Raw genomic sequence first — 23,184 nt, forward strand, 5'->3', positions numbered from 1 at the left:
GCGCCCCCACCCTCGGATACAGTGCGAGGGCCCGACTCCGCCGATCCGTCGGACCCCGTGGAAGGACCACCTCGCAGATGTCATTGCACCCCTCCGGCAGCCCGGTGTCCCCTGATCTGCCGACGCTCCGAGTCGCCGTCCTCGGTGCCGGGACCGTCGGCTCCGAGGTGCTGCGCCTGCTCTCCCAGCAGGGTGGCGAGCTCGCCCACCGGATCGGTGGCCGGCTCGAGGTGATCGGCGTCGCCGTGCGCGACCTGGCGCGCGACCGCGGAGAGCATGTGCCCGCCGCCCTCCTCACCGAGGACGCAACCCGCCTGGTGCAGGAGGCGGATCTGGTGGTCGAGGTCATGGGCGGCATCGAGCCGGCCCGCACGCTGCTGCTGGACGCCATGGCTCACGGCGCGAGCGTGGTGACCGCCAACAAGGCGCTGCTGGCCCAGGACGGGGCCTCGCTCTACGAAGCGGCCGATGCCCACGGCGTGGACCTCTACTTCGAAGCAGCGGTCGCCGGCGCGATCCCGCTGGTGCGCCCGGTGCGCGAATCCCTCGCCGGGGACCGCATCCAGCGCGTGCTCGGCATCGTCAACGGCACCACCAACTTCATCCTCGACGCGATGACCCGCACCGGCGCGAGCTTCGAGGACGCCCTGGCCGACGCCCAGCAGCTCGGCTACGCCGAGGCTGACCCCACGGCGGACGTCGAGGGGCACGACGCGGCTGCGAAGGCGTCCATCCTCGCCTCGCTCGCGTTCCACAGCCGGGTGCGGCTCGCGGACGTGCACTGCGAGGGCATCACCGCTGTCTCCGCGCAGGACATCACCGCGGCCGCGCGCATGGGGCGCATCATCAAGCTGCTCTCGATCGTCGAGCGGATCGAGGAGGAGGGCGGTGAGCGGATCTCGGCTCGTGTCTATCCGGCGCTGATCCCCGACCACCACCCCCTGGCCTCGGTCTCCGAGGCGTACAACGCGGTGTTCATCGAGGCCGAGGCCGCTGGCTCGCTGATGTTCTACGGACAGGGCGCCGGCGGTGCGCCGACCGCCTCCGCGATCCTCGGCGATGTGGTCTCCGCCGCCCGCGCCCGGGTCCACGGGGGAGTGGGGCCGCGAGAATCCCGCTACGCCGAGCTCGAGTCGATCCCGCTCGACGAGCTGCGCAGCGCCTTCTACATCTCCCTGACCGTGCAGGATCGCCCCGGCGTGCTCGCCGAGATCGCCGGCACTCTCTCGGGCTACGGGATCTCGATCTCGACCATCCATCAGGAGCTGCTGGACGAGCGCGGTGAGGCGGGGGAGCAGGCCCGTGCCCACATCGGCATCAGCACCCACCGTGCGCTGGAGTCCGCGATGACCGCCTCGCTCGATGTGTTCTCCTCCACCGCCACGGTGCTCAGCATCGATTCCATCCTGCGCATCGAAGGAGAATGACCCCATGGCACATCAGTGGCGCGGCGTCCTCGCCGAATACCTCGAGCACCTCCCGTTCACCGCGGACGACACCCTGCTGACCCTCGGGGAGGGAGGCACCCCGCTGGTGCACGCCCCCACCCTGTCCAAGGCGGTGGGCGCCGAGGTGCACATCAAGGTCGAGGGCATGAACCCGACCGGCTCCTTCAAGGATCGCGGCATGGTCTCCGCGATGTCGAAGGCGCTGAACGACGGCGCGACCGCCGTGGTCTGCGCCTCGACCGGCAACACGAGCGCCTCCGCCGCCGCCTATGCCACGGCTGCGGGTCTGACCTGTGCGGTGCTCCTGCCCCAGGGCAAGATCGCCGCGGGCAAGCTGGCCCAGGCCGTGGTCCACGGCGCGAAGCTGATCCAGGTCGACGGCAACTTCGACGACTGCCTCGAGATCGCCCGCAAGCTCGATGCGGAGCACCCCATCGAACTCGTGAACTCGGTCAACCCCTACCGGCTCCAGGGACAGAAGACCGCCGCCTTCGAGGTGAGCGATGCGCTGGGCAGGGCTCCCGACATCCACATCCTCCCGGTCGGCAACGCCGGGAACATCTCCGCCTACTGGATGGGCTATCGCGAGTACCGCGAGGCCGGCATCACGGACTCGCTCCCGCAGATGTGGGGATTCCAGGCCGCAGGTTCCGCTCCCTTCGTGGCGGGCCACCCGATCAGCAATCCCGAGACGATCGCGACCGCGATCCGGATCGGTGCGCCGGCCTCCTGGGATCTCGCCGTGAGCGCGCGAGATGATTCCGGTGGTCTCATCGAAGCCGTCACCGATCAGCAGATCCTCGATGCGCAGAAGCTCCTCGCCGGAGAGGTCGGCATCTTCGTCGAGCCGGCCTCGGCCGCCGGCGTCGCGGGGCTGCTGCAGCAGTCCCGACGCGGGCTGGTCCCGGCAGGTGCGACGATCGCGATCACCGTGACCGGCAACGGGCTCAAGGACACCGATACCGCCCTGACCCAGCACGATCTGACGCCGATCCTCGTGCCGGTGGACATCGCCGCCGCAGCGGAGGCCATCGGCCTGTGAGGATCCAGAACACGCGAGTGTCCGTGCAGGTCCCCGCGACCTCCGCGAACCTCGGCCCCGGCTTCGACACCCTGGGACTCGCGCTGGACCTCTGCGACGAGCTGACGGTCGAGGCGACCACCGGCTCGGTCGAGGTCGAGGTCGAGGGCGAGGGCGCCGGTGCGGTCCCCACCGGGGAGGACCACCTGGTCGTGCGTGCGCTCCGCCGCGGACTGGACCACGCCGGTGCACCCCAGACCGGACTGCGACTGCGCGCGCTGAACCGGATTCCTCATGGCCGGGGCCTCGGCTCGAGCGCCGCGGCGACCGTCGCCGGACTGCTGCTCGCGCGCGGGATGATCTCCGATCCACGTGCTCTGGATGACCAGGCCGTCCTGCAGCTGGCCACCGAATTCGAAGGGCACCCGGACAACGCCGCCCCGGCGCTCCTGGGCGGGGTGGTGCTCTCCTGGATGCAGGGCGACACGGCCCATGCGGTGCCCCTGGCCTGCGCGGAAGGAGTGCTGCAGCCCGTGGTGCTGCTGCCGAGCACGACGCTCTCCACCCATCAGGCCCGCGGTCTGCTCCCCGAGCAGGTCCCTCACCGCGACGCCGTCTTCAACGCCTCCCGCGCAGCACTGCTCGTGCACGCACTGACCGGCGCGCCCGAGCTGCTGCTGGACGCGACGGAGGACCGCCTCCACCAGGAGCAGCGCTCCGCGGGGATGCCCGAGAGCATCGAACTGATGAAGGTGCTGCGCCGTGAGGGCCACCCCGCGGTGGTCTCCGGTGCGGGCCCCTCGGTGCTGGTGCTGTCCGGGCATCGCGGCGACCTCGCCCCCCTGGTGCGCCGCTTCGTCACGAACCCCGCAGGCTGGCGGATCGCCGAGGTGCGGCTGCGAGAGATCCCTTCCGCCCCTGTGGTAGGTTGAGCCTGCGTCCAGGCGACATCGCACGACGCAGAACCCTGCAGCAGATCCCCGGTGGACGCTGTGCGCAGAACTCCGCGCCTCGATGTACCCCCTGATCAGTGCTTCGCACGGTCCTCGCGCACCTTTCACGACGTGCCCCGCAGGCCCGTGCACCTCCGCTGACGCACCCAGAACCACACCGGCAGGCCGACCACAGATGCCTTGCATCGTGGGGAAGAACCCTGCTCGGACCAGTCGCTGCAGCACCCGAAGCCCGAGAGCTTCCGGCGCTTCGCGGCATCCAGACCAGAACAGAGCCGGCGAGAACGGCTCGACAGGAAGGAACCCGGGTGAACGACACCACTTCCGGCGCAGATCTTGCGGCGAAGAAGCTTCCCGAACTGCAGGCCATGGCCGCTGAGCGCGGCATCAAGGGCGCCCGTCGGCTGCGCAAGAGCGAGCTGATCGACGCGATCCGCGGGGGTGGATCGTCCTCTGCAGCACCTTCTTCCGCCGCAGCGCCCACCGCCGCCCCGGTGACGGCTGCCGAGACGCCCGCGCAGACCGCTCCCGCGCAGACTGCTCCCGCGCAGACCGCTCCCGCGCAGACTGCTCCCGCGCAGACAGAGGCTCCTGCCCAGCAGGCTCAGCAGGTTCAGCAGAGCGAAGCCGGTGAGGACCGGTCCGAACCAGGCACCCGCAGCCGGTCGCGCTCCCGCCGTGGCAGCCAGGCCGCCGCACGACAGGACGAGGCGGCCCCCGATCTGGGTATCGAGCTGCCGAACGGTGCTGCCCCCCGCGAGCAGCTGGATGAGCGAGGAGGGGGCTCCGCAGAGCGTCAGCAGGATCGCAGCCAGCAGGATCGCAGCCAGCAGGACGACGGCCGCGAGGGCGGCGGCCAGCAGCGCGGCGGACGCGACCAGCAGCGCAGCTCGCGCAGCGGCAACCAGCAGGGCGGCGGCCAGCAGGACGGGAATCAGCAGGGCGGCGGCCAGCAGGACGGGAATCAGCAGGGCGGCGGCCAGCAGGACGGGAATCAGCAGGGCGGGAATCAGCAGGGCGGCAACCAGCGCCGCCGGCTCGAGGACATCGAGCTGCCGGATCGTACCGGCGAGCAGGACGATGACCGTCAGGGGAGAGACGACTACGACGACGACCGTCGTGGCCGGTCCCGCAGCCGCAACCGCTCCCGGGACCGCAAGCGTCGCGGCCGCGGTGCGCCGAACGAGCAGGACGGTCAGGATCACCAGGGCGGCCAGCGGAATCAGGGCGGCCAGGATCACCAGGGCGGCCAGCGGAATCAGGGCGGGTCGTCGAATCAGGGTGGCCAGCAGGATCGCGGCGACGTCCGTGACGGCGATGAGCTGATGACCATCGCGGGCATCCTGGATATCCGCGACAACAACGCCTACGTGCGCACCACCGGCTACCTGCCGGGCGCGAGCGACGTGTATGTGACGATGAACCAGGTCAAGCGGGCAGGCCTGCGCAAGGGCGATGCGATCACCGGTCAGGTCAAGGCGCCGCGCGACGGCGAGGACCACCACGTCGAGCAGCCGCAGCAGCATCACAGCGGTGGCCGGAACCGCCGTGGCAAGAGCGGCGGCGGTGGCGGGAACCAGAGCAAGTACGCGGCGCTGGTGCAGGTCGACACGATCAACGGCATGCCCCCGGAGCGTGCGCGTCAGCGGGTGGACTTCAGCAAGCTCACCCCGCTGTACCCGGACGAGCGGCTGCGCCTGGAGACCGACCCCAAGGCCGTCGCTCCCCGGCTGATCGATCTGGTCTCTCCCGTCGGCAAGGGCCAGCGAGGACTCATCGTCGCGCCCCCGAAGGCCGGCAAGACGATCATCATGCAGCAGATCGCCAACGCGATCACCACCAACAATCCCGAGGTCCACCTCATGGTCGTGCTCGTCGACGAGCGCCCCGAAGAGGTCACCGACATGCAGCGCACGGTCAAGGGTGAGGTCATCGCCTCCACCTTCGACCGCCCCGCCTCGGATCACACGATCGTCGCGGAGCTCGCGATCGAGCGGGCGAAGCGCCTGGTCGAGATGGGCCGCGACGTGGTCGTGCTGCTGGACTCGCTCACCCGCCTGTCCCGTGCCTACAACCTCGCCGCTCCGGCCTCCGGTCGCATCCTCTCCGGTGGTGTGGATGCCTCCGCGCTGTACCCGCCGAAGCGCTTCTTCGGTGCGGCGCGGAACATCGAGCATGGCGGCTCGCTGACGATCCTGGCCTCCGCCCTGGTGGAGACCGGCTCCAAGATGGACGAGGTCATCTTCGAGGAGTTCAAGGGCACCGGCAACATGGAGCTGCGCCTGTCGCGCCACCTCGCGGACAAGCGCATCTTCCCGGCCGTGGATGTGAACGCCTCCGGCACCCGCCGCGAAGAAGCACTCATGGGCAAGGAGGAGCTGGCCATCATGTGGAAGCTCCGCCGTGTCCTCGGCTCCCTCGAGCAGCAGCAGGCGCTGGAGATCCTCATGGAGCGGGTCAAGAAGACCCAGTCGAACACCGAGTTCCTGATGACGGTGCAGAAGAACACCCCCAGCGTGAACGGGCGCAGCTCGGACTGACTCCTCGCCTCCCGCCGCCGCGCGGGCGGACGACGCCGCAGGGCCTGACCACCGATCTCGGTGGGCAGGCCCTGCGGCGTCTGTGGTCGAAGGCTCTCGCGGTCTGCTGCCCCGATGCGCTTGTGAGGAGACGGAAGACGGGATAGCGTGATCATCCGTGAACGTTCACGTCCAGAGTCGGACCTCCCCCAGAAGGATGAACCCCTCCATGCACCGCGAGTCCTCCCCGTTCCGCTGGGCCGTTCTCGGCCCCGGCTCGATCGCCCGCCGCTTCGCCTCCCAGCTGCCCGCGTCCCAGGACGGCGTCCTCGTCGCCGTCGGCAGCAGCTCCCTGGAGCGTGCCCAGGCCTTCGCTGATGAGTTCCCCCTCCAGGAGCCCGCGCTGATCGGTGACTATGATCAGGTGCTCGCCTCCGATCAGGTCGATGCTGTCTACATCTCGACCGTCCACACCGGCCACGCCGCGCTGGCGGCGCAGGCTCTCGAGGCTGGCAAGCACGTGCTGTGCGAGAAGCCTTTGACCCCGAACGCCGGCACGTCGATGGCGCTCATCGACCTCGCCGCCCGCAGTGAACGGGTGCTGCTCGAGGCGTACATGTACCGCTTCCACCCGCAGACCCAGCGCGTGCTGGACCTGGTGGCTGAGGGCACGATCGGCGAGCTCTCCCACATCGATGCATCCTTCGCCTTCGACACCGGCGGCCGCAGCGGACGTCTGTTCGACCCGACCCTCGCCGGGGGCGGGATCCTCGATGTGGGCTGCTATCCGATGTCCCTGGCGCGTTTCGTCGCCGGTGCGGCGCAGGGCAAGGCCTTCGCCGATCCGCTCACCGTCACCGGCAGCGGCACCCTCGGGGAGACCGGGGTGGACGAATGGGCCACCGCCGAGGTCACCCTTCCCGGCGGGATCACCGCAAGCCTGCGCACCGGGGTGCGGCTCGCGGATCCGCAGTCCGCGACCATCATCGGCTCGCGCGGCGTGATCCGGCTGAGCGATCCCTGGGCGCTCGGCGCGGAACCCACGATGATCGAGCTCGACATCGTCGGCGCGCAGCCGCAGCGGCTCGAGATCCCTCCGGCCTCGCCCTACGCCCTGGAGGCCGACGCCCTCGCCCGCGCGGCGCGTGGCGACGGCGTGGTGCCTGAGCTCACCGGGGACAACTCGCTCGGCCAGGCCCGGGCGCTGGACTCCTGGCGAGAGCAGATCGGGCTGCGCTACCCCTTCGAGGCGGACACCGCCGAGATCCCCACCCTCACCGGTCGCGCCCTGGCGCACGGCTCCGTGCAGTCGGGCCCGGCGATGGCCTACGGCACGATCCCCGGGATCGACAAGCAGATATCCCGTCTGGTGATGGGCTGCGACAACCAGATGAACCTGGCCCACGCCTCGGCGATGTTCGATGCCTTCTACGAGATCGGCGGCACCACCTTCGACACCGCCTACATCTACGGCGGCGGCTACGTCGAGAAGCTCTTCGGTCAATGGGTGCGCAACCGCGGGGTGCGCGAGGATGTCGTCGTGATCACCAAGGGGGCGCACACCCCCCACTGCGACCCGGAATCGATCACGCGTCAGCTCGAGGAATCCCTCGAGCGCCAGGGCACGGACTATGCGGACCTGTACATGATGCACCGCGACAACCCCGAGATCCCCGTCGGAGAGTTCGTCGACGTGATGGACGAGCACCTGCGCGCCGGTCGTATCCGCGCCTATGGCGGATCGAACTGGACCCCGGCCCGAGTGGACGAGGCCAATGAGTACGCCCGCGCCAACGGACGCACCGGCTTCACCGGGGTCTCCAACCACTTCGGCCTCGCCGAGGCGCTGGACGTGCCATGGGCCGGCTGCGTCCACGCCACCGACCCCGACTCCAAAGCCTGGCTCGAAGAGCGCGGCATCGCCCTGCTGCCCTGGTCCTCGCAGGCGCGCGGCTTCTTCACCGGCCGTGCCCACCCCGAGGACCGCTCGGATGCGGAGCTGGTGCGCTGCTACTACAGCGACGAGAACTTCGAGCGCCTCGCCCGCGCCGAACTGCTCGGTGCGGAGCGCGGGGTCCCGGCGACGGCGATCGCCCTGGCCTTCGTGCTGCACCAGAGGTTCCCGACCTTCGCCCTGTTCGGACCGCGCAGCATCGCCGAGATGCGCTCATCCACCCTGGGCCTGGGCATCGAGCTGACGACGGAGGAGATGGCCTGGCTGGACCTGAAGTCGCCGGTACGATGAGCGGCATGTCGCGTCGAGCCACGATCATCGATGTCGCGGAGCGGGCCGGGTTCTCCCGGCAGACCGTCTCGCGAGCGATGAACGACCTGCCCGGGATCAGTGCCGGGACCCGGGAGAAGGTGCTCGAGGCGGCCAAGGAGCTGAACTACCGGCCCTCGCGCTTCGGCCGCGGCCTCGTCGAGCAGGGCCCGATCACCCTCGGGCTGGTGGTGGAGGACCTCTCGAACTCCTACTTCGCAGAGCTCGGTGCCGCCGTGGTGCGCGCCTGCGCACCCCACGGCTGGAACGTCGTGCTCGCCGAAGCGATGAACGCACCGGACCCGCAGCGAGTGGCGGGGGACCTGGCGCGCCGGGTCGATGCGCTCGTCGGCTACGGGGTGCTCACCGACGACATCCGCGGCCAGGGCGGGATGCCGGTGGTCCAGCTCGATGCCCGCTCCTCCCGCCTGGAGGCGGGAGGAGTGGTGGAGCTCGTCCGGGAGGAGGCCATGGCCGAGCTGGCCGAGCACCTGGGACGGGCCGGGGCCCGGCGCCCGGTGGTGCTCGACCTGGTCGGAGGCCTCGGTCGCGCCCGCAGTAGCGCCCTCGCCGCCGCGCTCTCCCCGCTGGTCGGGAAGGGTGAGGTGCCGGTGCGCGAGGTGGATGCGAAAGAGGGGCACGAGGAGTTCCTCGAGGAGGTCCTCGCCGACGGGGTCGACACGATCGTCGCCTTCAACGACGAGCTCGCCGTCCGCCTGCTGCGAGCCCTGCGCGAGCTCGGGGTCTCTGTGCCGGACCAGGTCCGCCTGGTGGGCGTCGACGGGCTCGAGATCGGCTCGCTGGTCACTCCCGAGCTGACCACCCTGAGCATCGACATCGAGGCGGTGGCCAGGGAGACCGTCTCGCTCGTCGCCGGCATGCTCGACGGGACCATTCCGCTCGTGGGGGAGGGCGCCCACCGGGTGGTGTCCTACCACCTGGAAGTTCGCGCCTCCACCTGAGCGACGCGATGGTGCAGACACAGGGCGCTGCAGCATCGCGATGTTGCGCACGCCGCACTCTCAGCCCTCGCTCGAGTGGGGCGGGGCATGGCAGACTGTGACGTCGGTTCTGGTTCACGGTGCCCGCCGGGCGCCGACCCAGCGACCCCGAGCAAGGAGAGACATGAAGGCTGATATTCACCCCGCATACGGCGAGACCCAGGTGACCTGCACCTGCGGCAACTCGTTCACCACCCGCAGCACCAAGACCAACGGTGCCATCAGCACCGAGGTCTGCTCCGAGTGCCACCCCTTCTACACCGGCAAGCAGAAGATCCTGGACACCGGCGGCCGCGTCGCACGCTTCCAGGCCCGCTACGGCAAGAAGAACTGATCCACGCCTCCGACGCCGGTGCGTGCCTGCGGGCGCGCACCGGCGTCGTCGCATGTGAGGGCCCGATGCTCGGGCTCCAGGGCCGCAGAGGAAGAGGCATCGATGAGCGAGCATGACGCAGCAGATCGGCTCGCACCGCTGCGCCTCGAGCATGCCCGTCTCCAGGAGTCGATGGCCGATCCCGCCCTGCACGATGACCCTGCCCGTGCCCGCCGGGTCGGTCGACGCTATGCGGAGCTGGAGAGCGTCCTCGCGGCCTCGGCGCGGCTGGAGAGCACTGCCGCGGATCTCGAGACCGCCCGCGAGCTGCTCGTCCTCGAGGACGGGGACGAGGAGCTGAGCGCGGAGGCCGAGCAGCTCGCCGCCCGCCTCGAGCGAGAGCAGGAGCACCTCGACGACCTGCTCGCCCCCCGCGATCCCGATGACGCCCGCGACGTGATCCTCGAGATCAAAGCGGGAGCCGGCGGCGAGGAATCAGCGCTGTTCGCCACCGAGATGCTGCGCATGTACCGCGCCTATGCCGAGTCCAAGGGATGGCGCCTGGAGGTGCTCACCTCCGCCGAGTCCGACCTCGGAGGGCTCAAGGACGTCACTGTCGCGATCACCGCGCGCACCGCGAGCGGGCCGGGGGATGGCGTCTATGCGCACCTCAAGCACGAGGCGGGTGTGCACCGCGTCCAGCGGGTCCCGGTCACCGAATCGCAGGGGCGGATCCACACCTCTGCCGTCGGCGTGCTGGTGCTGCCGGAAGCGGATGAGGCCGATGAGTCGGAGCTGCTGGCCGAGGCGATGGCCCCCGCGAACCTCCGCATCGACGTCTTCCGCTCGAGCGGACCGGGCGGGCAGAGCGTGAACACCACCGACTCCGCGGTCCGGATCACCCACCTGCCCACCGGTGTGGTGGTCTCCTGTCAGGACCAGAAGAGCCAGCTGCAGAACCGTGATCAGGCGATGCGGATCCTGCGCACCCGCCTGCTGGATGCCCGCCGCGCCGAGCAGGAGGCGCAGTCCTCGGCGGCCCGCCGCTCCCAGGTGCGCAGCGTGGACCGCAGCGAGCGCATCCGCACCTACAACTTCCCCGAATCCCGGGTGGCGGATCACCGCACCGGGTACAAGGCAGGCAACCTCTCCCAGGTCCTCGCCGGGGACCTGGAGGATCTGATCACCTCCTCCCGGGTCGCCGAACGGGACGCCCGCCTGGCCGATGCCCAGGCCGGCACCCCCGAGGACCAGCTCTGATGGACGCCCTGGAGCTGCGCACCCGGCTGCGCGCGGCACTGGCCGAGACCACCCGGCGGCTCGGTGCGGCCGGGGTGCCCTCCCCGAGCGTCGACGCCCGCGCCCTGATCGCCCATGCGGCGCAGACCGAGCAGCCGCTGGTGATGCTCGATGAGCTTCCGCCGGACTTCTCCGGCGAGCTCGAGCGGCTCACCACCCGCCGCGAGCACCGAGAGCCCCTGCAGCTGATCCTCGGGCGTGCTCCCTTCCGCCGGCTGATGCTCACGGTGCGTCCCGGCGTCTTCATCCCACGGCCGGAGACCGAGCTGGCTCTCGACCTCCTGCGCGAGCAGCTCCCGGAGGCTCCCACCCAGGTGGCGGACCTCTGCGCGGGCTCCGGTGCGCTGGGCGCCGCCGTGCTCGACGAGTTCCCCGGCGCTCGCGTGCTGGCGATCGAGGTCGATGCCGCCGCCGCGGCGCTCAGCGCCGAGAACCTCGCACTGGCCGGACCCGGCCGGGGCCGGGTGCTGCAGGCGGACCTCCGGGAGGAGATCCCGGAGCTGACTGCCGCAGCCCCTCTCGACGCGATCCTCGCCAACCCTCCCTATATCCCGCCCGACGCCGTGCCCCGCGAGGCGGAGGTCATCGCGCATGACCCGCACCGCGCGCTCTTCGGCGGCGGGGACGACGGCCTGGAGGTGCCCCGCGCGGTCATCGCCTGGGCCGGGCGCCTGCTGAGGCCCGGGGGAGTGCTGATCATGGAGCACGCGGACGTCCAGGGCGCGGCGACCCGCGACCTCGCCGCCGAGCTCGGCTGCTTCGACCTGCTGACCACCGCCCCCGATCTGACCGGCCGCGACCGTTTCCTCATCGCGCGCCGCTCCCAGGGGGCACCGAACCTCGGAAGTGAGAGACTGTCCCGGTGAGCGTGCACGACACCCAGAATCCAGAGTCCCGCGAGGAAGCCCTCGCCGCCGCCGTCGATGCCGTCCGCGGAGGTGAGCTGATCGTCCTGCCGACGGACACCGTCTACGGCATCGGCGCTGACGCCTTCACGCCCGACGCGGTCGAGGCGCTGCTCGAGGCCAAGGGCCGAGGCCGGGACACCCCGCCGCCGGTGCTGATCGGCGACCACGCCGTGCTGCTGGCACTGGCGACGGACCTCCCTGACTACGTCGAAGACCTCGCCGAGGAGCTGTGGCCCGGCGCCCTGACCCTGATCCTCACCGCCCAGCCCTCGCTGACCTGGGACCTGGGGGAGACCCGCGGCACCGTGGCGCTGCGGATGCCCGAGGACGAGGTGGCGCTGGAGCTGCTGCGCCGTACCGGTCCGCTCGCCGTCTCGAGCGCCAACCGCCATGGCAAGCCCGCCGCGAAGAGCGTCCTGGACGCCGCCACCCAGCTCGGCGACTCGGTCGCGATCTACCTCGACGGGGGGCCGGCCCGCATCGGCGCCAGCTCCACCATCCTGGACACCACCGTCACCCCCGCGGAGATCGTCCGCGAAGGCGCGATCACCAAGGAACACATCATCGCGGTGGTCGGAGACATCTTCACCGCTCCCGAGCCGGAGCCCGAGGCGGTTCCCGACGGTGAGCCCGAGCCGGTCATCGATGAGGCCGCGGCGGCGGGCGAGGCGGAGGCGACCGACGAAGGGTCGGCAGGCATCACCACCGAGTCCGCAGCGGACGCCGCGGCCGGGGAGGGGGGCGACCCGTCGAGCTCCTCGAACACCTCCGTCCTGAACCTCCCCTCCGAGCCGGAGCAGTCCGCGGCCGGCACCGAGCTGCCGCTCGCCGAGACCCCGCTGGAAGGGATCGGTGAGGCTCCCGCCGCGCCCGGGGACACCGGCAGGCAGGACGGACCCGCGGAGAACACGCCCGGGTGAGGATCTACCTCTTCCTCCTGCTGCTCGCCGCGGCAGTCGCCTACCTGGTGACTCCTGCTGTGAGGCTGCTGGCTCGGCGCGCGGGGGCGATGACAGCGGTGCGGGACCGCGACGTGCATGATGCCGTGACCCCGCGGCTGGGTGGCCTCGCGATGCTCGTCGCCGTGGTCTGCGCGATGCTGGTGGCGAGCAACGTGCCCTTCCTCGAAGGGCTTTTCCGCGACTCCCGGCAGCCCTGGGCGATCCTCACCGCAGGAGCGCTCGTCTGCCTGCTCGGCGCGGCCGATGACAAATGGGACCTGGACTGGGTGACCAAGCTCGCCGGCCAGGTGCTGGCCGCGCTGCTGCTGGCCTGGCAGGGCGTCAGCCTGGTGACCCTGCCGATCAACGGTGTCACCGTCCTCTCGGGACGCACCGCGCTGATCCTCACCGTGCTGGTGGTCGTGGTGAGCATGAACGCGGTGAACTTCGTGGACGGCCTGGACGGACTGGCCGCCGGGGTGATGGCCATCGGCGGTTCCGCCTTCTTCGTCTACGCGTACACGCTCACCCGCAGCGCCTCGGCCACGGACTACTCCTCGCTGGCCGCGCTGCTGACCGCGGTGATGATCGGCGCGTGTCTGGGCTTCCTGCCCCACAACCTCACCCGCGCCCGCATCTTCATGGGCGACTCCGGCTCGATGCTGCTGGGCCTGCTGCTGGCCGCGAGCACCATCGCAGTGACCGGCCAGGTGGACCCCGGACGGCTCTCCGGCGCGGACTTCTTCGGCCAGTTCCTGCCGATCCTGCTCCCGATCGGGGTGATGGTGGTCCCGTTCCTGGACTTCGCGCTCGCGGTGGTGCGGAGGATCGGCTCCGGGAAATCGCCGTTCCATGCGGACAAGGCGCATCTGCACCACCGCCTGCTCAGCCTCGGGCACAGCAAGCGCACCGCCGTGCTGATCATGTACACCTGGACCGTGGTCATCTCCGTGGGGCTGCTGCTCCCGCTGGTGCTCCCGATGCGCACTGTCGTCATCTTCTGGGTCATCGGTCTGCTGTTCGCCGTCCTGCTCACCTTCGACCCCCTCAGATGGCGCTCCGGCCGTCACCGGAAGGAATCCGATGTCCCCTCACCCTGAGACCCCCTCCGCCTCGACGCCGCAGAGGACGGCCCGCGTCGCCGCCGGCGACCGGGCCATGCAGCGCACCACCCTGATCGCGCTCGCCGTGGGCGTCCTCCTGGCTGCCGTCGTGGTGATCATCGCCGCGACGCGCCCCGACCCCGGAGCGCTCAGGGGCGCCCTCGTCGGCTCTGGGCTGACCCTCGTGATCGTGCTGCCGACGGTGGCCGTCACCTTCCTCGGAAAGCGGCTCACGCCGATCTCGATGGCCGCGACCGTGCTCGGCAGCTGGGCCGTCAAGATGTTCATTGTGATCCTCGTCCTGATCGCCGTGAAGGATCTCGCCAGCATCTCCACGCCGTGGATCGGGCTCGCACTGCTGGTCGGCGCGGTCTCGGCCATTCTCGTCGAGGCCGTGCTGCTGGCCCGCACCCGCCAGCCCCTGGATGTGGAGGCCCCTCAGGGCCTCGAGGAGGACCAGGGGACCACCGGCGGTGTATGAGTCTCTGTTATGCTTCCGAAGGCGCTTGACCGCAGATCACGGCACAGAATCGTGAGCGCGGCGAGAGCTGATCGACCACCCGGGACCGCCATGGCGTCGTCCATCGCCGTACGCACGGTGGCCGCACCGCGAGTGGACTCGATCTGGCATGACCATCCAGGCCGTCCCCGACGGTCGAACGAACCTGGGAGATCGAGCTGAACACCGCAGACTTCAGTCCGGCACTTTATGCAGAGGGCGACTCCTTCTTCCACATCCCCACATTGGGGGGGTTTTTCCCGGAAGCGATCCTCTTCGACGGCACGTGGTTCGAGTTCAACCGCGTCCAGCTGGTGCGACTCATCGTCCTCGCCGTGGTGCTCATCGCCATGTGCATCATCGCCTCACGCGCCAAGCTGGTCCCCGGCCGCGTGCAGAGCGTCATCGAGCTGGTCATCGACTTCGTGAACAACAACATCATCGCGAACACGCTGGGCCTCAAGGACGGCAAGCGCTTCGCCCCGATGCTCATCACGATGTTCTTCTTCATCCTCTCGATGAACCTGGCCGGGGTGATCCCCGGCCTGAACCTCGCCGGCACCTCCGTGATCGGCCTGCCGCTGCTGCTGGCCCTGTGGACATTCGTCACCTACGTCGGCGCCGGCATCAAGAAGCACGGCTTCCTCGGCTACCTCAAGGCCGAGACCATGCCCCCCGGCATCCCGTGGCCGATCTACATCCTGCTGATCCCGATCGAGCTGCTGCAGGTCGTCGTGATCCGCTGGGCCTCGCTCACCATCCGACTGCTCGCGAACATGGTCGCCGGCCACATGATGATCGTGGTCTTCATCGGCATGACCCACGCGCTGCTGTTCTCGGGCGACTGGCTGATCGCGATCAGCCCCTTCGCCGGCGCGATGGCGATCGGCATCTACGGCTTCGAGATCTTCGTCGGTGCGCTGCAGGCGTTCATCTTCACGATGCTGACCGCCGTGTACATCCAGCTCGCCACCTCCGACGAGCACTGACCCCCGCCTCGGCGGGGCGGCCTGAGGGCCACCCCCGAGCGGATTCCACCCCTGAAGACCTGATCGTCGCCCCCACGCGGCACAACGAAAGGAAACCCCCATGGAGCCCACGATCCTCGCTGAGGTGTCCGGCAACATCGCGACCATCGGCTACGGCCTCGCCGCCATCGGCCCGGGCATCGGCCTCGGCATCCTGGTCGGCAAGACCGCTGAGGCTCAGGCTCGCCAGCCCGAGATGCGCTCGCAGCTGCAGACCACCATGCTCATCGGCGTCGCCTTCACCGAGATCCTCGCGCTGCTGGCGATCGTCACCGGCCTGATCTTCTGAGGCGGAACAGATGATTCTGGCAGAAGCAGGGGGAGAAGTCCCCGGCTGGCGGCTGCTGATCCCGCTCCCCGAGGAGATCGTCTGGTCGGCGATCTTCCTGCTGATCTTCGTCCTCGTCTTCATGAAGTTCGTGCTCCCGCGCATGAACGCCGTGCTGGACGAGCGCTCGGAGAAGATCGAGGGCGGCATCCGCAACGCGGAGAAGGTCCAGGAGCAGGTCGACCAGCTCAAGAGCGACCAGGAGCAGGAGCTCGCTGCCGCACGGCAGGAAGCCGCCTCCATCCGCGAGAAGGCCCGCGCCGACGGTCAGAAGATCGTCGACGAGGCCCGTACCCGTGCCGACTCCGAGAACGAGCGCGTGCTCGCCACCGGACGTCAGCAGCTCAGCGCCGAGCGGATCGCCGCCTCGACTGAGCTGCGGGGAGAGGTCGGGACGCTCGCGAGCGATCTGGCCTCCAAGATCGTCGGCGAGTCCCTCACCGACGATGAGCGCTCCCGCCGAGTGATCGACCGGTTCCTGGACGACCTCGAGTCGAGCCAGACCACCACCCGATAAGGAACCGTGATGCGAGGAACCTCCTCCACCTCCTTCGCCGAGGTGCTCCGGCAGGCCGAGGCCGCCTTCACCGGCAGCAACGGCGCGCTGGAGTCCGAGGCCCAGGAGCTGTTCTCGGTGGCTGACGCCATCGACTCCAGCAACCAGCTGGTCCGCACGCTCTCCGATCCCGGCCGTCCGGCCGCGGTCAAGGAGGCCACCGTGCGCGCCCTGCTGGGCAGCCGGGTCAGCCCGCAGACCCTCGAGCTGACGCTCGAGATCGTGCAGCGGCGCTGGTCCGAGCAGGAGGACATCCTTGATGCCCTCGAGCTGCTGGGTGCCTCTGCGCTGTTGGCGCAGGCCCAGTCCGAGGGCGTGCTCGAGCAGGTCGAAGGAGAGCTCTTCGAGATCTCCCGGCTGATCGACGACAGCGGCGACCTCACCGTGGCGCTCGACGGCGCTCGGGAGAACCCTTCGCAGCGTGCCACCATGCTGCGCTCGCTGCTGGAGGGTCGCACCCACCGGCTCGCTCTCGCCCTCGCGGCCAGGGCTGTCGGGCGTCGCACGGCGACCAAGCCGGCCCGACGGGTCGAGGAGTTCGCACGTTTCGCCTCCGATCGTCGTCGGCGCGTCTTCGCTGCAGTCTCGAGCGCGGTGCCCCTGAACGAGGCGCAGCAGTCCCGACTCGGCGCGGTCCTCGCCGGGATCTACGGCCGAGAGGTTCAGATGAACCTCCAGGTCGACCCTGATGTCGTGGGCGGTCTCCGGATCCAGGTCGGCGACGACCTCTACGACGCCACCGTGCTGGCCCGGCTCTCCCGAGCCCGGTCACAGCTGGTGGCCTGACTCAGACCCGACGCCCCGGCGTCCCCAGCATTTTGTGAAGACCATCCCCCGAGCGGGGAGACCGAGAGGAAGCGAAGCACCAGATGGCGGAGCTCACGATCAGCCCGGAGGAGATCCGGAACGCACTGGACACTGCGGTGTCCACTTACCAGGCAGGCGCCACCGAGCGCGAGGAGATCGGCCGCGTCAGCGAAGCCGCCGACGGCATCGCGCGTGTCGAGGGCCTGCCGAACGTCATGGCCAATGAGCTGGTGCGCTTCGAGGACGGCACCCTCGGCCTCGCCCTGAACCTCGAGCTGCGCGAGATCGGCGTCGTGGTGCTCGGAGAGTTCACCGGCATCGAGGAGGGCCAGCAGGTGCGTCGGACCGGCCAGGTCCTCTCCGTGCCCGTCGGCGACGGCTACCTCGGCCGCGTCGTCGACCCGGTCGGCACCCCGATCGACGGCCTCGGCGAGATCGAGACCGTGGGCCGTCGTGCCCTCGAGCTCCAGGCTCCCGGCGTCATGCAGCGCAAGGCCGTCAAGGAGCCCATGCAGACGGGCCTCAAGGCGATCGACGCGATGACGCCGATCGGCCGCGGCCAGCGCCAGCTGATCATCGGCGACCGCCAGACCGGCAAGACCGCCATCGGGATCGACACGATCCTGAACCAGAAGGCGAACTGGGAGTCGGGCGACCCGGACAAGCAGGTGCGCTGCATCTATGTCGCGATCGGCCAGAAGGGCTCGACCATCGCCTCGGTGCGCGCGACGCTCGAGGAGAACGGCGCGATGGAGTACACCACCATCGTCGCCGCCCCGGCCTCCGACCCCGCCGGCTTCAAGTACATCGCCCCCTACACCGGTTCGGCCATCGGCCAGCACTGGATGTACGAGGGCAAGCACGTCCTGATCATCTTCGATGATCTCTCGAAGCAGGCTGAGGCCTACCGCGCCGTGTCGCTGCTGCTGCGCCGTCCGCCGGGCCGCGAGGCCTACCCGGGTGACGTCTTCTACCTGCACTCGCGCCTGCTCGAGCGCTGTGCGAAGCTCTCGGACGAGATGGGCGGCGGCTCGATGACCGGCCTGCCGATCATCGAGACCAAGGCGAACGACGTCTCGGCGTACATCCCGACCAACGTCATCTCGATCACCGACGGCCAGTGCTTCCTGCAGTCGGACCTGTTCAACTCGAACCAGCGCCCCGCGGTTGACGTCGGCATCTCGGTGTCGCGCGTCGGCGGCTCCGCCCAGACCAAGGCCATGAAGTCGGTCTCGGGCACGCTGAAGATCGACCTCGCCCAGTACCGCGACCTCGAGGCCTTCGCCATGTTCGCCTCGGATCTCGACGCCGCCTCCAAGCAGCAGCTGAGCCGTGGCGCCCGCCTGATGGAGCTGCTCAAGCAGTCCCAGTACTCGCCGTTCCCGATGGAGGAGCAGGTCGTCTCGATCTGGGCCGGCACCAAGGGCAAGTTCGACGACCTCGAGGTCGAGGACGTGCGCGAGTTCGAGGGCCAGCTGCTCGAGCACCTCCGCCACAACGGCGGCGTGCTCGAGGCGATCCGCAGCACCGGCAAGTTCGAGTCCTCGACCGAGGAGGAGCTCTCGGGCATCCTCGATCAGGTCAAGCAGGACTACCTCGCCGGAAAGGGCGAGGGCACGGCGCGCAATGACGAGAGCGGCCGCCTGGCGTCCGAGCAGATCGAGCAGGAGCAGATCGTCCGCGGCTGATGCGAGCTGTCGCCGCCTCTGAGGAGGCGGCGACACCCGCCCGACGCATCCACCCCGCACGAGGAGAGACATGGGAGCCCAGCAGAGGGTTTTTAAGCAGAAGATCCGCTCAGCCCAAGGGATGAAGAAGATCTTCAAGGCCAAGGAGATGGTCGCGGCATCGCGCATCGCCAAGGCCCACGCCCGGGTGTTGGCGACGACGCCGTACGCCGAGGCGCTCACGCGCGCCATCGGCTCGGTGGCCACCCATTCCGAGGAGATCAACCACCCGTTCCTGGACAGCGAGCGCAGCCGGACGGGCCGTGCGGGGATCCTGATGATCACGGCGGACCGCGGTATGACCGGTCCGTACTCGCACAACGTGATCCGGGCTGCCGAGCAGCTCGCGAACACCTTGCGCGACGAGGGCAAGGAGCCGGTGATGTACGTCGTCGGCCGCAAGGGCGAGTCGTACTACCGGTTCCGCAACCGCCCGCCGCACCGTGCCTGGACCCCCTACAAGGAGAACGAGCTGCCCGACCTCGGTCGGGAGATCGCGGGAGTCCTCACCGGGGACCTCCTCAGCGATGACCAGTCCGTGCACCTCGATGAGCTGTACGTGGTCGGCACCCAGTTCAAGACCCGTTTCGTCCAGGACACCAAGTCCATCCGGATGGTGCCGATGGGAATCGCCGCGCCGGGGACCATCGAATCCCGACCGGCGTTCCCGCTGTACGAGTTCGCTCCCGACGCCGACACCGTCGTCGCGGAGCTGATGCCGCGGTACGTCCAGTCGAGGATCATCAACATCCTGCTGCAGGCGATGGCCTCGGAGCACGCGTCCACCCAGCGTGCGATGAAGTCGGCCACCGACAACGCGGAGACCCAGATCCGAAAGTTCACCCGACTGGCGAACTCCGCCCGTCAGGCGGAGATCACCCAGGAGATCACGGAGATCGTCGGCGGAGCCGACGCCCTCTCGGGATCTGGCCGCACCGAACGCTGAGACCCTGGCCGACTGCGCCCCGCGCGTCGGCACGAGATGGAGAGAACGCACATGACCACCACCGCCCCCGCTCCGACCGCGACCGCCACCGGGCGCGTCGCCCGCGTCACCGGCGCCGTCGTCGACATCGAGTTCCCCCCGGGGAACATCCCGAACCTCTACAACGCGCTGACCATCGAGATCTCCGCCGAGGGGTCGGGCCTGGAAGCGTCGACCCTGACGCTCGAGACCGCCCAGCACCTGGGCGACGGCATGGTCCGTGCGATCGCGCTGAAGCCCACCGATGGTCTCGTGCGCGGCCAGGCCGTGACCGACACCGGTGCCCCGATCTCGGTGCCCGTGGGCGATGCGACCCTCGGCACCGTCTTCGACGTGGTCGGGAACCCGCTGAACAAGCCGGCCTCCGAGCTCCAGATCACCGAGCGCTGGCCGATCCACCGCAAGGCGCCCAACTTCGACCAGCTCGAGTCGGCCACCACGATGTTCGAGACCGGCATCAAGTCGATCGACCTGCTCACCCCGTACGTGCAGGGTGGAAAGATCGGCCTCTTCGGCGGTGCGGGCGTCGGCAAGACGGTCCTCATCCAGGAGATGATCTACCGCGTGGCCAACAACCACGACGGCGTCTCCGTCTTCGCCGGCGTGGGCGAGCGCACCCGTGAGGGCTGGGACCTCATCGAGGAGATGACCGAGTCCGGCGTCATCGAGAAGACCGCCCTGGTCTTCGGCCAGATGGACGAGCCGCCGGGCACCCGCCTGCGCGTCGCGCTGTCCGCGCTGACCATGGCGGAGTACTTCCGCGATGAGCAGAGCCAGGACGTGCTGCTGTTCATCGACAACATCTTCCGCTTCACCCAGGCGGGCTCCGAGGTCTCCACCCTGCTGGGCCGCATGCCCTCCGCGGTGGGCTACCAGCCCAACCTCGCGGACGAGATGGGTGTGCTCCAGGAGCGCATCACCTCGACCCGCGGCCACTCGATCACCTCGATGCAGGCGATCTACGTCCCGGCCGATGACTACACCGACCCGGCTCCGGCGACCACCTTCGCCCACCTCGACGCCACCACCGAGCTCTCGCGAGAGATCGCCTCGCGCGGCCTCTACCCGGCGATCGACCCGCTGACCTCGACCTCGCGGATCCTGGATCCCCGCTACGTGGGTCAGGACCACTACGACACCGCGGTGCGCGTGAAGCAGATCCTCCAGCGCAACAAGGAGCTGCAGGACATCATCGCGATGCTCGGCGTCGATGAGCTGTCCGAGGAGGACAAGGTCATCGTCTCGCGTGCGCGGCGCATCCAGCAGTTCCTCTCGCAGAACACCCACCTCGCCAAGCAGTTCACCGGCGTCGACGGCTCGGACGTCTCGATGCGCGACACCATCGAGGGCTTCCGCGGCATCTGCGACGGCGAGTTCGACCACATCACCGAGTCGGCCTTCTTCAACGTCGGCGGCATCGACATGGTGCTCGAGAACCAGCACCGCATCGACAAGGAGCTCGGCGCGTGAGTGCGCTCGACGTCACCTTCGTCACCGCGGACCGCACCGTCTGGAGCGGACAGGCCGCGCAGGTCGTCGTGCCTGCTGTGGACGGCTCGATGGGCATCCTGCCCCAGATGCAGCCGACCCTGGCGATCCTCGGCACCGGCACGGTGCGGATCATCGATCAGGACGGACATGTCGACCAGCTCGCGGTGGACGGCGGCTTCGTCTCGGTCGACTCCGATGTCGTGACCATCGGCGTGGACGATGCGACGAGCATCGAAGCGCAGGACTCCCGGTTCTGAACCGAGTTCGCAGACCATGACCGAGATGAGCATCCCGATCCTCCTGCTGGGGGTCGGGATGCTCATCGTCGTGGCGGCGCTGCTCGTGGTGCTGCGCCATGTGCTGGTCTCCCGCCGTCGGGGCGCCTTCGAATGCTCGCTGCGGCGCCGGGGGCTGGTGGGCGGCACCAGCTGGCAGCACGGCCTGATGCGCTTCGGCAGTGACCGGCTGCGGTGGTTCCGGGCGTTCTCGCTGCGGGTGCGGCCGGAGGTCGTGATCCGACGGATCGACATCCTGGACGTCTCGCGGCGTCGGCTGCAGTCCCAGGTCGAGGGCGGGGAGGACAGCTATCTCCTCGAGTTCGAACTCCGGGGCGGCCGTGAGATCAGCGCGATCGTGGATCTCGTCTCCGGAGCGGCGCTGAACTCCTGGCTCGAGGCCGCACCGACCGGGATGGTCCTCGGCGACGCGGACTGAGGTCCCCCGCCGAGAGCGGGGCCCCCGAGGCCCGGCGCCTCAGCGATCCACGCGCACGCCGCTGCGCAGCACGGTCACGGGTTTCAGCTGCGCATCCACCAGCACCACATCTGCCCGTCGGCCCGCGGCGAGCACACCGATCCGGTCCTGCATGCCGAGCACCGTCGCCGGCACCGTGGAGGCTGCGCGCACGGCGCGGACCAGGTCCACCCCGGCTTCGGTGACGGCGAAGCGCACCACGTCGAGCAGATGTGCGGTGCCGCCGGCGATCGAGGTGCCGCCGGTGAGGGTCGCGACCCCCGCGTCGACCGTGACGTCGAGCGCCCCGAGCCGGTACTGGCCGTCCGGCATCCCGGCCGCCGCCATCGCATCGGTCACCAGCACCACAGTGTTCTCGGCGGCGATCGAGAAGACGTGGGCGACGGTGCGGGCATCCAGATGGACGCCATCGGCGATCACCTCCACCACCAGCTCCCCCCGCGCGGCGGCATCCAGCGCGGCGAGCGCGGGTCCGGGGTCCCGATGATGGATCGGGCGCATCCCGTTGAAGAGATGGGTCGCGGTGGGCAGGGCGGAGCGGCCGTGCTCCCGCCGCAGCTCGGTGCGGGCGAGCTCGACCGCCCGGGTCATCTGGGCGCTGGTGCCGTCGGTGTGGCCGAGCGAGGGGAGCGCACCGACCTGGGCCAGTGCCTCGATCACCGCATCGGCACCCTCCGCCTCCGGCGCCACTGTCATGGTGGCGAGTGCTCCGTCGGCGATCTGGGCGAGCTCGCGCACCAGATCAGCATCACCGCTGGTGATGTGCTCGGGGTTCTGGGCGCCGCGCCGCTCGACGGAGATGAACGGTCCTTCGAGATGGATCGCTGCGATCTCGCCGTCGGCGGCGAGCTGCCCGAGATCCGCGACCCGCGAACGCAGCGTCTGCGGATCCGCGGTGACCAGAGAGGCGACCAGGCTGGTGGTGCCATGACGACGATGCTCGTGCACCGCGGTGAGCAGCTCGCGGGGATCACCGGCGTCGGGGAACGAGGCCCCGCCGCCACCGTGGCAGTGCAGGTCCACGAGCCCCGGGAGGAGGAGGCCGTCGTGGAAGAGGACCTCCGAGGCCTCGTGCTCCGGAGCCGCTGCGGCGGGCCCCGCCCAGAGGATGTCGCCGCCGTCGACCAGCAGCAGCGCGTCCGGCACCAGCCCCTGCTCGAGCACGGCGGTCCCGCGCAGGACCAGCTCGGCGGTGAGTGCGGCGGAGCGCTGAGGCTCGGAGGTGCTCATGGTCTCTCCAG

At 69.7% G+C, this 23,184-nt stretch carries 22 protein-coding genes; 21 read left to right on the forward strand and 1 reads right to left on the reverse strand.

What is annotated here, in order from left to right; genetic code table 11:
* Positions 1 to 77: 77 nt before the first annotated feature.
* The 21 genes from Q0937_RS14440 (at position 78) to Q0937_RS14540 (ending at position 21,904) form a co-directional block, all read left to right on the forward strand.
* Positions 78 to 1,427 carry a homoserine dehydrogenase gene (locus tag Q0937_RS14440; RefSeq protein ID WP_299304958.1) on the forward strand — a complete coding sequence of 450 codons (1,350 nt, stop codon included), beginning with the start codon at positions 78 to 80 and terminating at the stop codon, positions 1,425 to 1,427.
* Between the two features lie 4 nt (positions 1,428 to 1,431).
* The gene (gene thrC / locus Q0937_RS14445; protein WP_299304961.1) at positions 1,432 to 2,490 is read left to right on the forward strand and encodes a threonine synthase; all 1,059 of its coding nucleotides are present in this window, start codon (positions 1,432 to 1,434) and stop codon (positions 2,488 to 2,490) included.
* Entirely contained in the window at positions 2,487 to 3,401 is a 915-nt protein-coding gene (thrB, locus tag Q0937_RS14450; protein ID WP_299304964.1) for a homoserine kinase, read from the forward strand. Before thrC ends, thrB begins: the two co-directional genes overlap by 4 nt.
* A gap of 329 nt (positions 3,402 to 3,730) precedes the next feature.
* Entirely contained in the window at positions 3,731 to 5,962 is a 2,232-nt protein-coding gene (rho, locus tag Q0937_RS14455; protein WP_299304967.1) for a transcription termination factor Rho, read from the forward strand.
* Positions 5,963 to 6,170: 208 nt separating this feature from the next.
* On the forward strand, positions 6,171 to 8,186 hold the full coding sequence (locus tag Q0937_RS14460; RefSeq protein ID WP_299305104.1) for an aldo/keto reductase: 2,016 nt from the start codon (positions 6,171 to 6,173) through the stop codon (positions 8,184 to 8,186).
* A 5-nt stretch (positions 8,187 to 8,191) separates the two neighbouring features.
* Positions 8,192 to 9,166, forward strand: a complete 975-nt coding sequence (locus tag Q0937_RS14465; protein WP_299304969.1) for a LacI family DNA-binding transcriptional regulator — start codon at positions 8,192 to 8,194, stop codon at positions 9,164 to 9,166.
* Between the two features lie 163 nt (positions 9,167 to 9,329).
* Positions 9,330 to 9,539 (forward strand): 50S ribosomal protein L31, encoded by a 210-nt coding sequence (gene rpmE, locus Q0937_RS14470; protein WP_299304972.1) that lies wholly within the window; start codon positions 9,330 to 9,332, stop codon positions 9,537 to 9,539.
* A gap of 102 nt (positions 9,540 to 9,641) precedes the next feature.
* Entirely contained in the window at positions 9,642 to 10,778 is a 1,137-nt protein-coding gene (gene prfA, locus Q0937_RS14475) for a peptide chain release factor 1 (RefSeq protein WP_299304975.1), read from the forward strand.
* Positions 10,778 to 11,683 carry a HemK/PrmC family methyltransferase gene (locus Q0937_RS14480; RefSeq protein ID WP_299304978.1) on the forward strand — a complete coding sequence of 302 codons (906 nt, stop codon included), beginning with the start codon at positions 10,778 to 10,780 and terminating at the stop codon, positions 11,681 to 11,683. The genes prfA and Q0937_RS14480 overlap by 1 nt, the downstream gene beginning before the upstream one ends.
* Positions 11,680 to 12,645 carry an L-threonylcarbamoyladenylate synthase gene (locus tag Q0937_RS14485; RefSeq protein WP_299304981.1) on the forward strand — a complete coding sequence of 322 codons (966 nt, stop codon included), beginning with the start codon at positions 11,680 to 11,682 and terminating at the stop codon, positions 12,643 to 12,645. Before Q0937_RS14480 ends, Q0937_RS14485 begins: the two co-directional genes overlap by 4 nt.
* Positions 12,642 to 13,766, forward strand: coding sequence for an MraY family glycosyltransferase (locus Q0937_RS14490; protein ID WP_299304984.1), 1,125 nt, complete (start codon positions 12,642 to 12,644; stop codon positions 13,764 to 13,766). The genes Q0937_RS14485 and Q0937_RS14490 overlap by 4 nt, the downstream gene beginning before the upstream one ends.
* Positions 13,750 to 14,250 (forward strand): hypothetical protein, encoded by a 501-nt coding sequence (locus Q0937_RS14495; protein WP_299304986.1) that lies wholly within the window; start codon positions 13,750 to 13,752, stop codon positions 14,248 to 14,250. The genes Q0937_RS14490 and Q0937_RS14495 overlap by 17 nt, the downstream gene beginning before the upstream one ends.
* Positions 14,251 to 14,513: 263 nt before the next feature.
* Positions 14,514 to 15,257 carry a F0F1 ATP synthase subunit A gene (atpB, locus tag Q0937_RS14500; RefSeq protein ID WP_299304989.1) on the forward strand — a complete coding sequence of 248 codons (744 nt, stop codon included), beginning with the start codon at positions 14,514 to 14,516 and terminating at the stop codon, positions 15,255 to 15,257.
* A 100-nt stretch (positions 15,258 to 15,357) separates the two neighbouring features.
* A complete protein-coding gene (gene atpE / locus Q0937_RS14505) occupies positions 15,358 to 15,585 on the forward strand; it encodes an ATP synthase F0 subunit C (RefSeq protein WP_087485484.1) in 228 nt (75 codons plus the stop codon).
* A 10-nt stretch (positions 15,586 to 15,595) separates the two neighbouring features.
* A complete protein-coding gene (locus tag Q0937_RS14510; protein WP_299304996.1) occupies positions 15,596 to 16,141 on the forward strand; it encodes a F0F1 ATP synthase subunit B in 546 nt (181 codons plus the stop codon).
* 9 nt (positions 16,142 to 16,150) lie between these two features.
* Positions 16,151 to 16,966 carry a F0F1 ATP synthase subunit delta gene (locus Q0937_RS14515; RefSeq protein WP_299304999.1) on the forward strand — a complete coding sequence of 272 codons (816 nt, stop codon included), beginning with the start codon at positions 16,151 to 16,153 and terminating at the stop codon, positions 16,964 to 16,966.
* 83 nt (positions 16,967 to 17,049) lie between these two features.
* Complete coding sequence (atpA, locus tag Q0937_RS14520) at positions 17,050 to 18,675, forward strand: F0F1 ATP synthase subunit alpha (protein ID WP_299305002.1); 1,626 nt, start codon at positions 17,050 to 17,052, stop codon at positions 18,673 to 18,675.
* A 70-nt stretch (positions 18,676 to 18,745) separates the two neighbouring features.
* Positions 18,746 to 19,660: a F0F1 ATP synthase subunit gamma gene (locus tag Q0937_RS14525; RefSeq protein WP_299305004.1), complete on the forward strand. Its 915-nt coding sequence runs from the start codon at positions 18,746 to 18,748 to the stop codon at positions 19,658 to 19,660.
* A gap of 51 nt (positions 19,661 to 19,711) precedes the next feature.
* Positions 19,712 to 21,169 (forward strand): F0F1 ATP synthase subunit beta, encoded by a 1,458-nt coding sequence (gene atpD / locus Q0937_RS14530; protein ID WP_299305007.1) that lies wholly within the window; start codon positions 19,712 to 19,714, stop codon positions 21,167 to 21,169.
* The gene (locus tag Q0937_RS14535) at positions 21,166 to 21,447 is read left to right on the forward strand and encodes a F0F1 ATP synthase subunit epsilon (RefSeq protein ID WP_299305010.1); all 282 of its coding nucleotides are present in this window, start codon (positions 21,166 to 21,168) and stop codon (positions 21,445 to 21,447) included. Before atpD ends, Q0937_RS14535 begins: the two co-directional genes overlap by 4 nt.
* Before the next feature lie 25 nt (positions 21,448 to 21,472).
* On the forward strand, positions 21,473 to 21,904 hold the full coding sequence (locus tag Q0937_RS14540; RefSeq protein ID WP_299305012.1) for a DUF2550 family protein: 432 nt from the start codon (positions 21,473 to 21,475) through the stop codon (positions 21,902 to 21,904).
* A 39-nt stretch (positions 21,905 to 21,943) separates the two neighbouring features.
* Here Q0937_RS14540 and Q0937_RS14545 read toward each other — a convergent pair whose 3' ends face one another.
* Positions 21,944 to 23,173, reverse strand: a complete 1,230-nt coding sequence (locus Q0937_RS14545; RefSeq protein ID WP_299305015.1) for an N-acetylglucosamine-6-phosphate deacetylase — start codon at positions 23,171 to 23,173, stop codon at positions 21,944 to 21,946.
* Between the last annotated feature and the right edge of the window lie 11 nt (positions 23,174 to 23,184).

This window comes from uncultured Brachybacterium sp. (assembly GCF_947500705.1).
Classification (GTDB): domain Bacteria; phylum Actinomycetota; class Actinomycetes; order Actinomycetales; family Dermabacteraceae; genus Brachybacterium.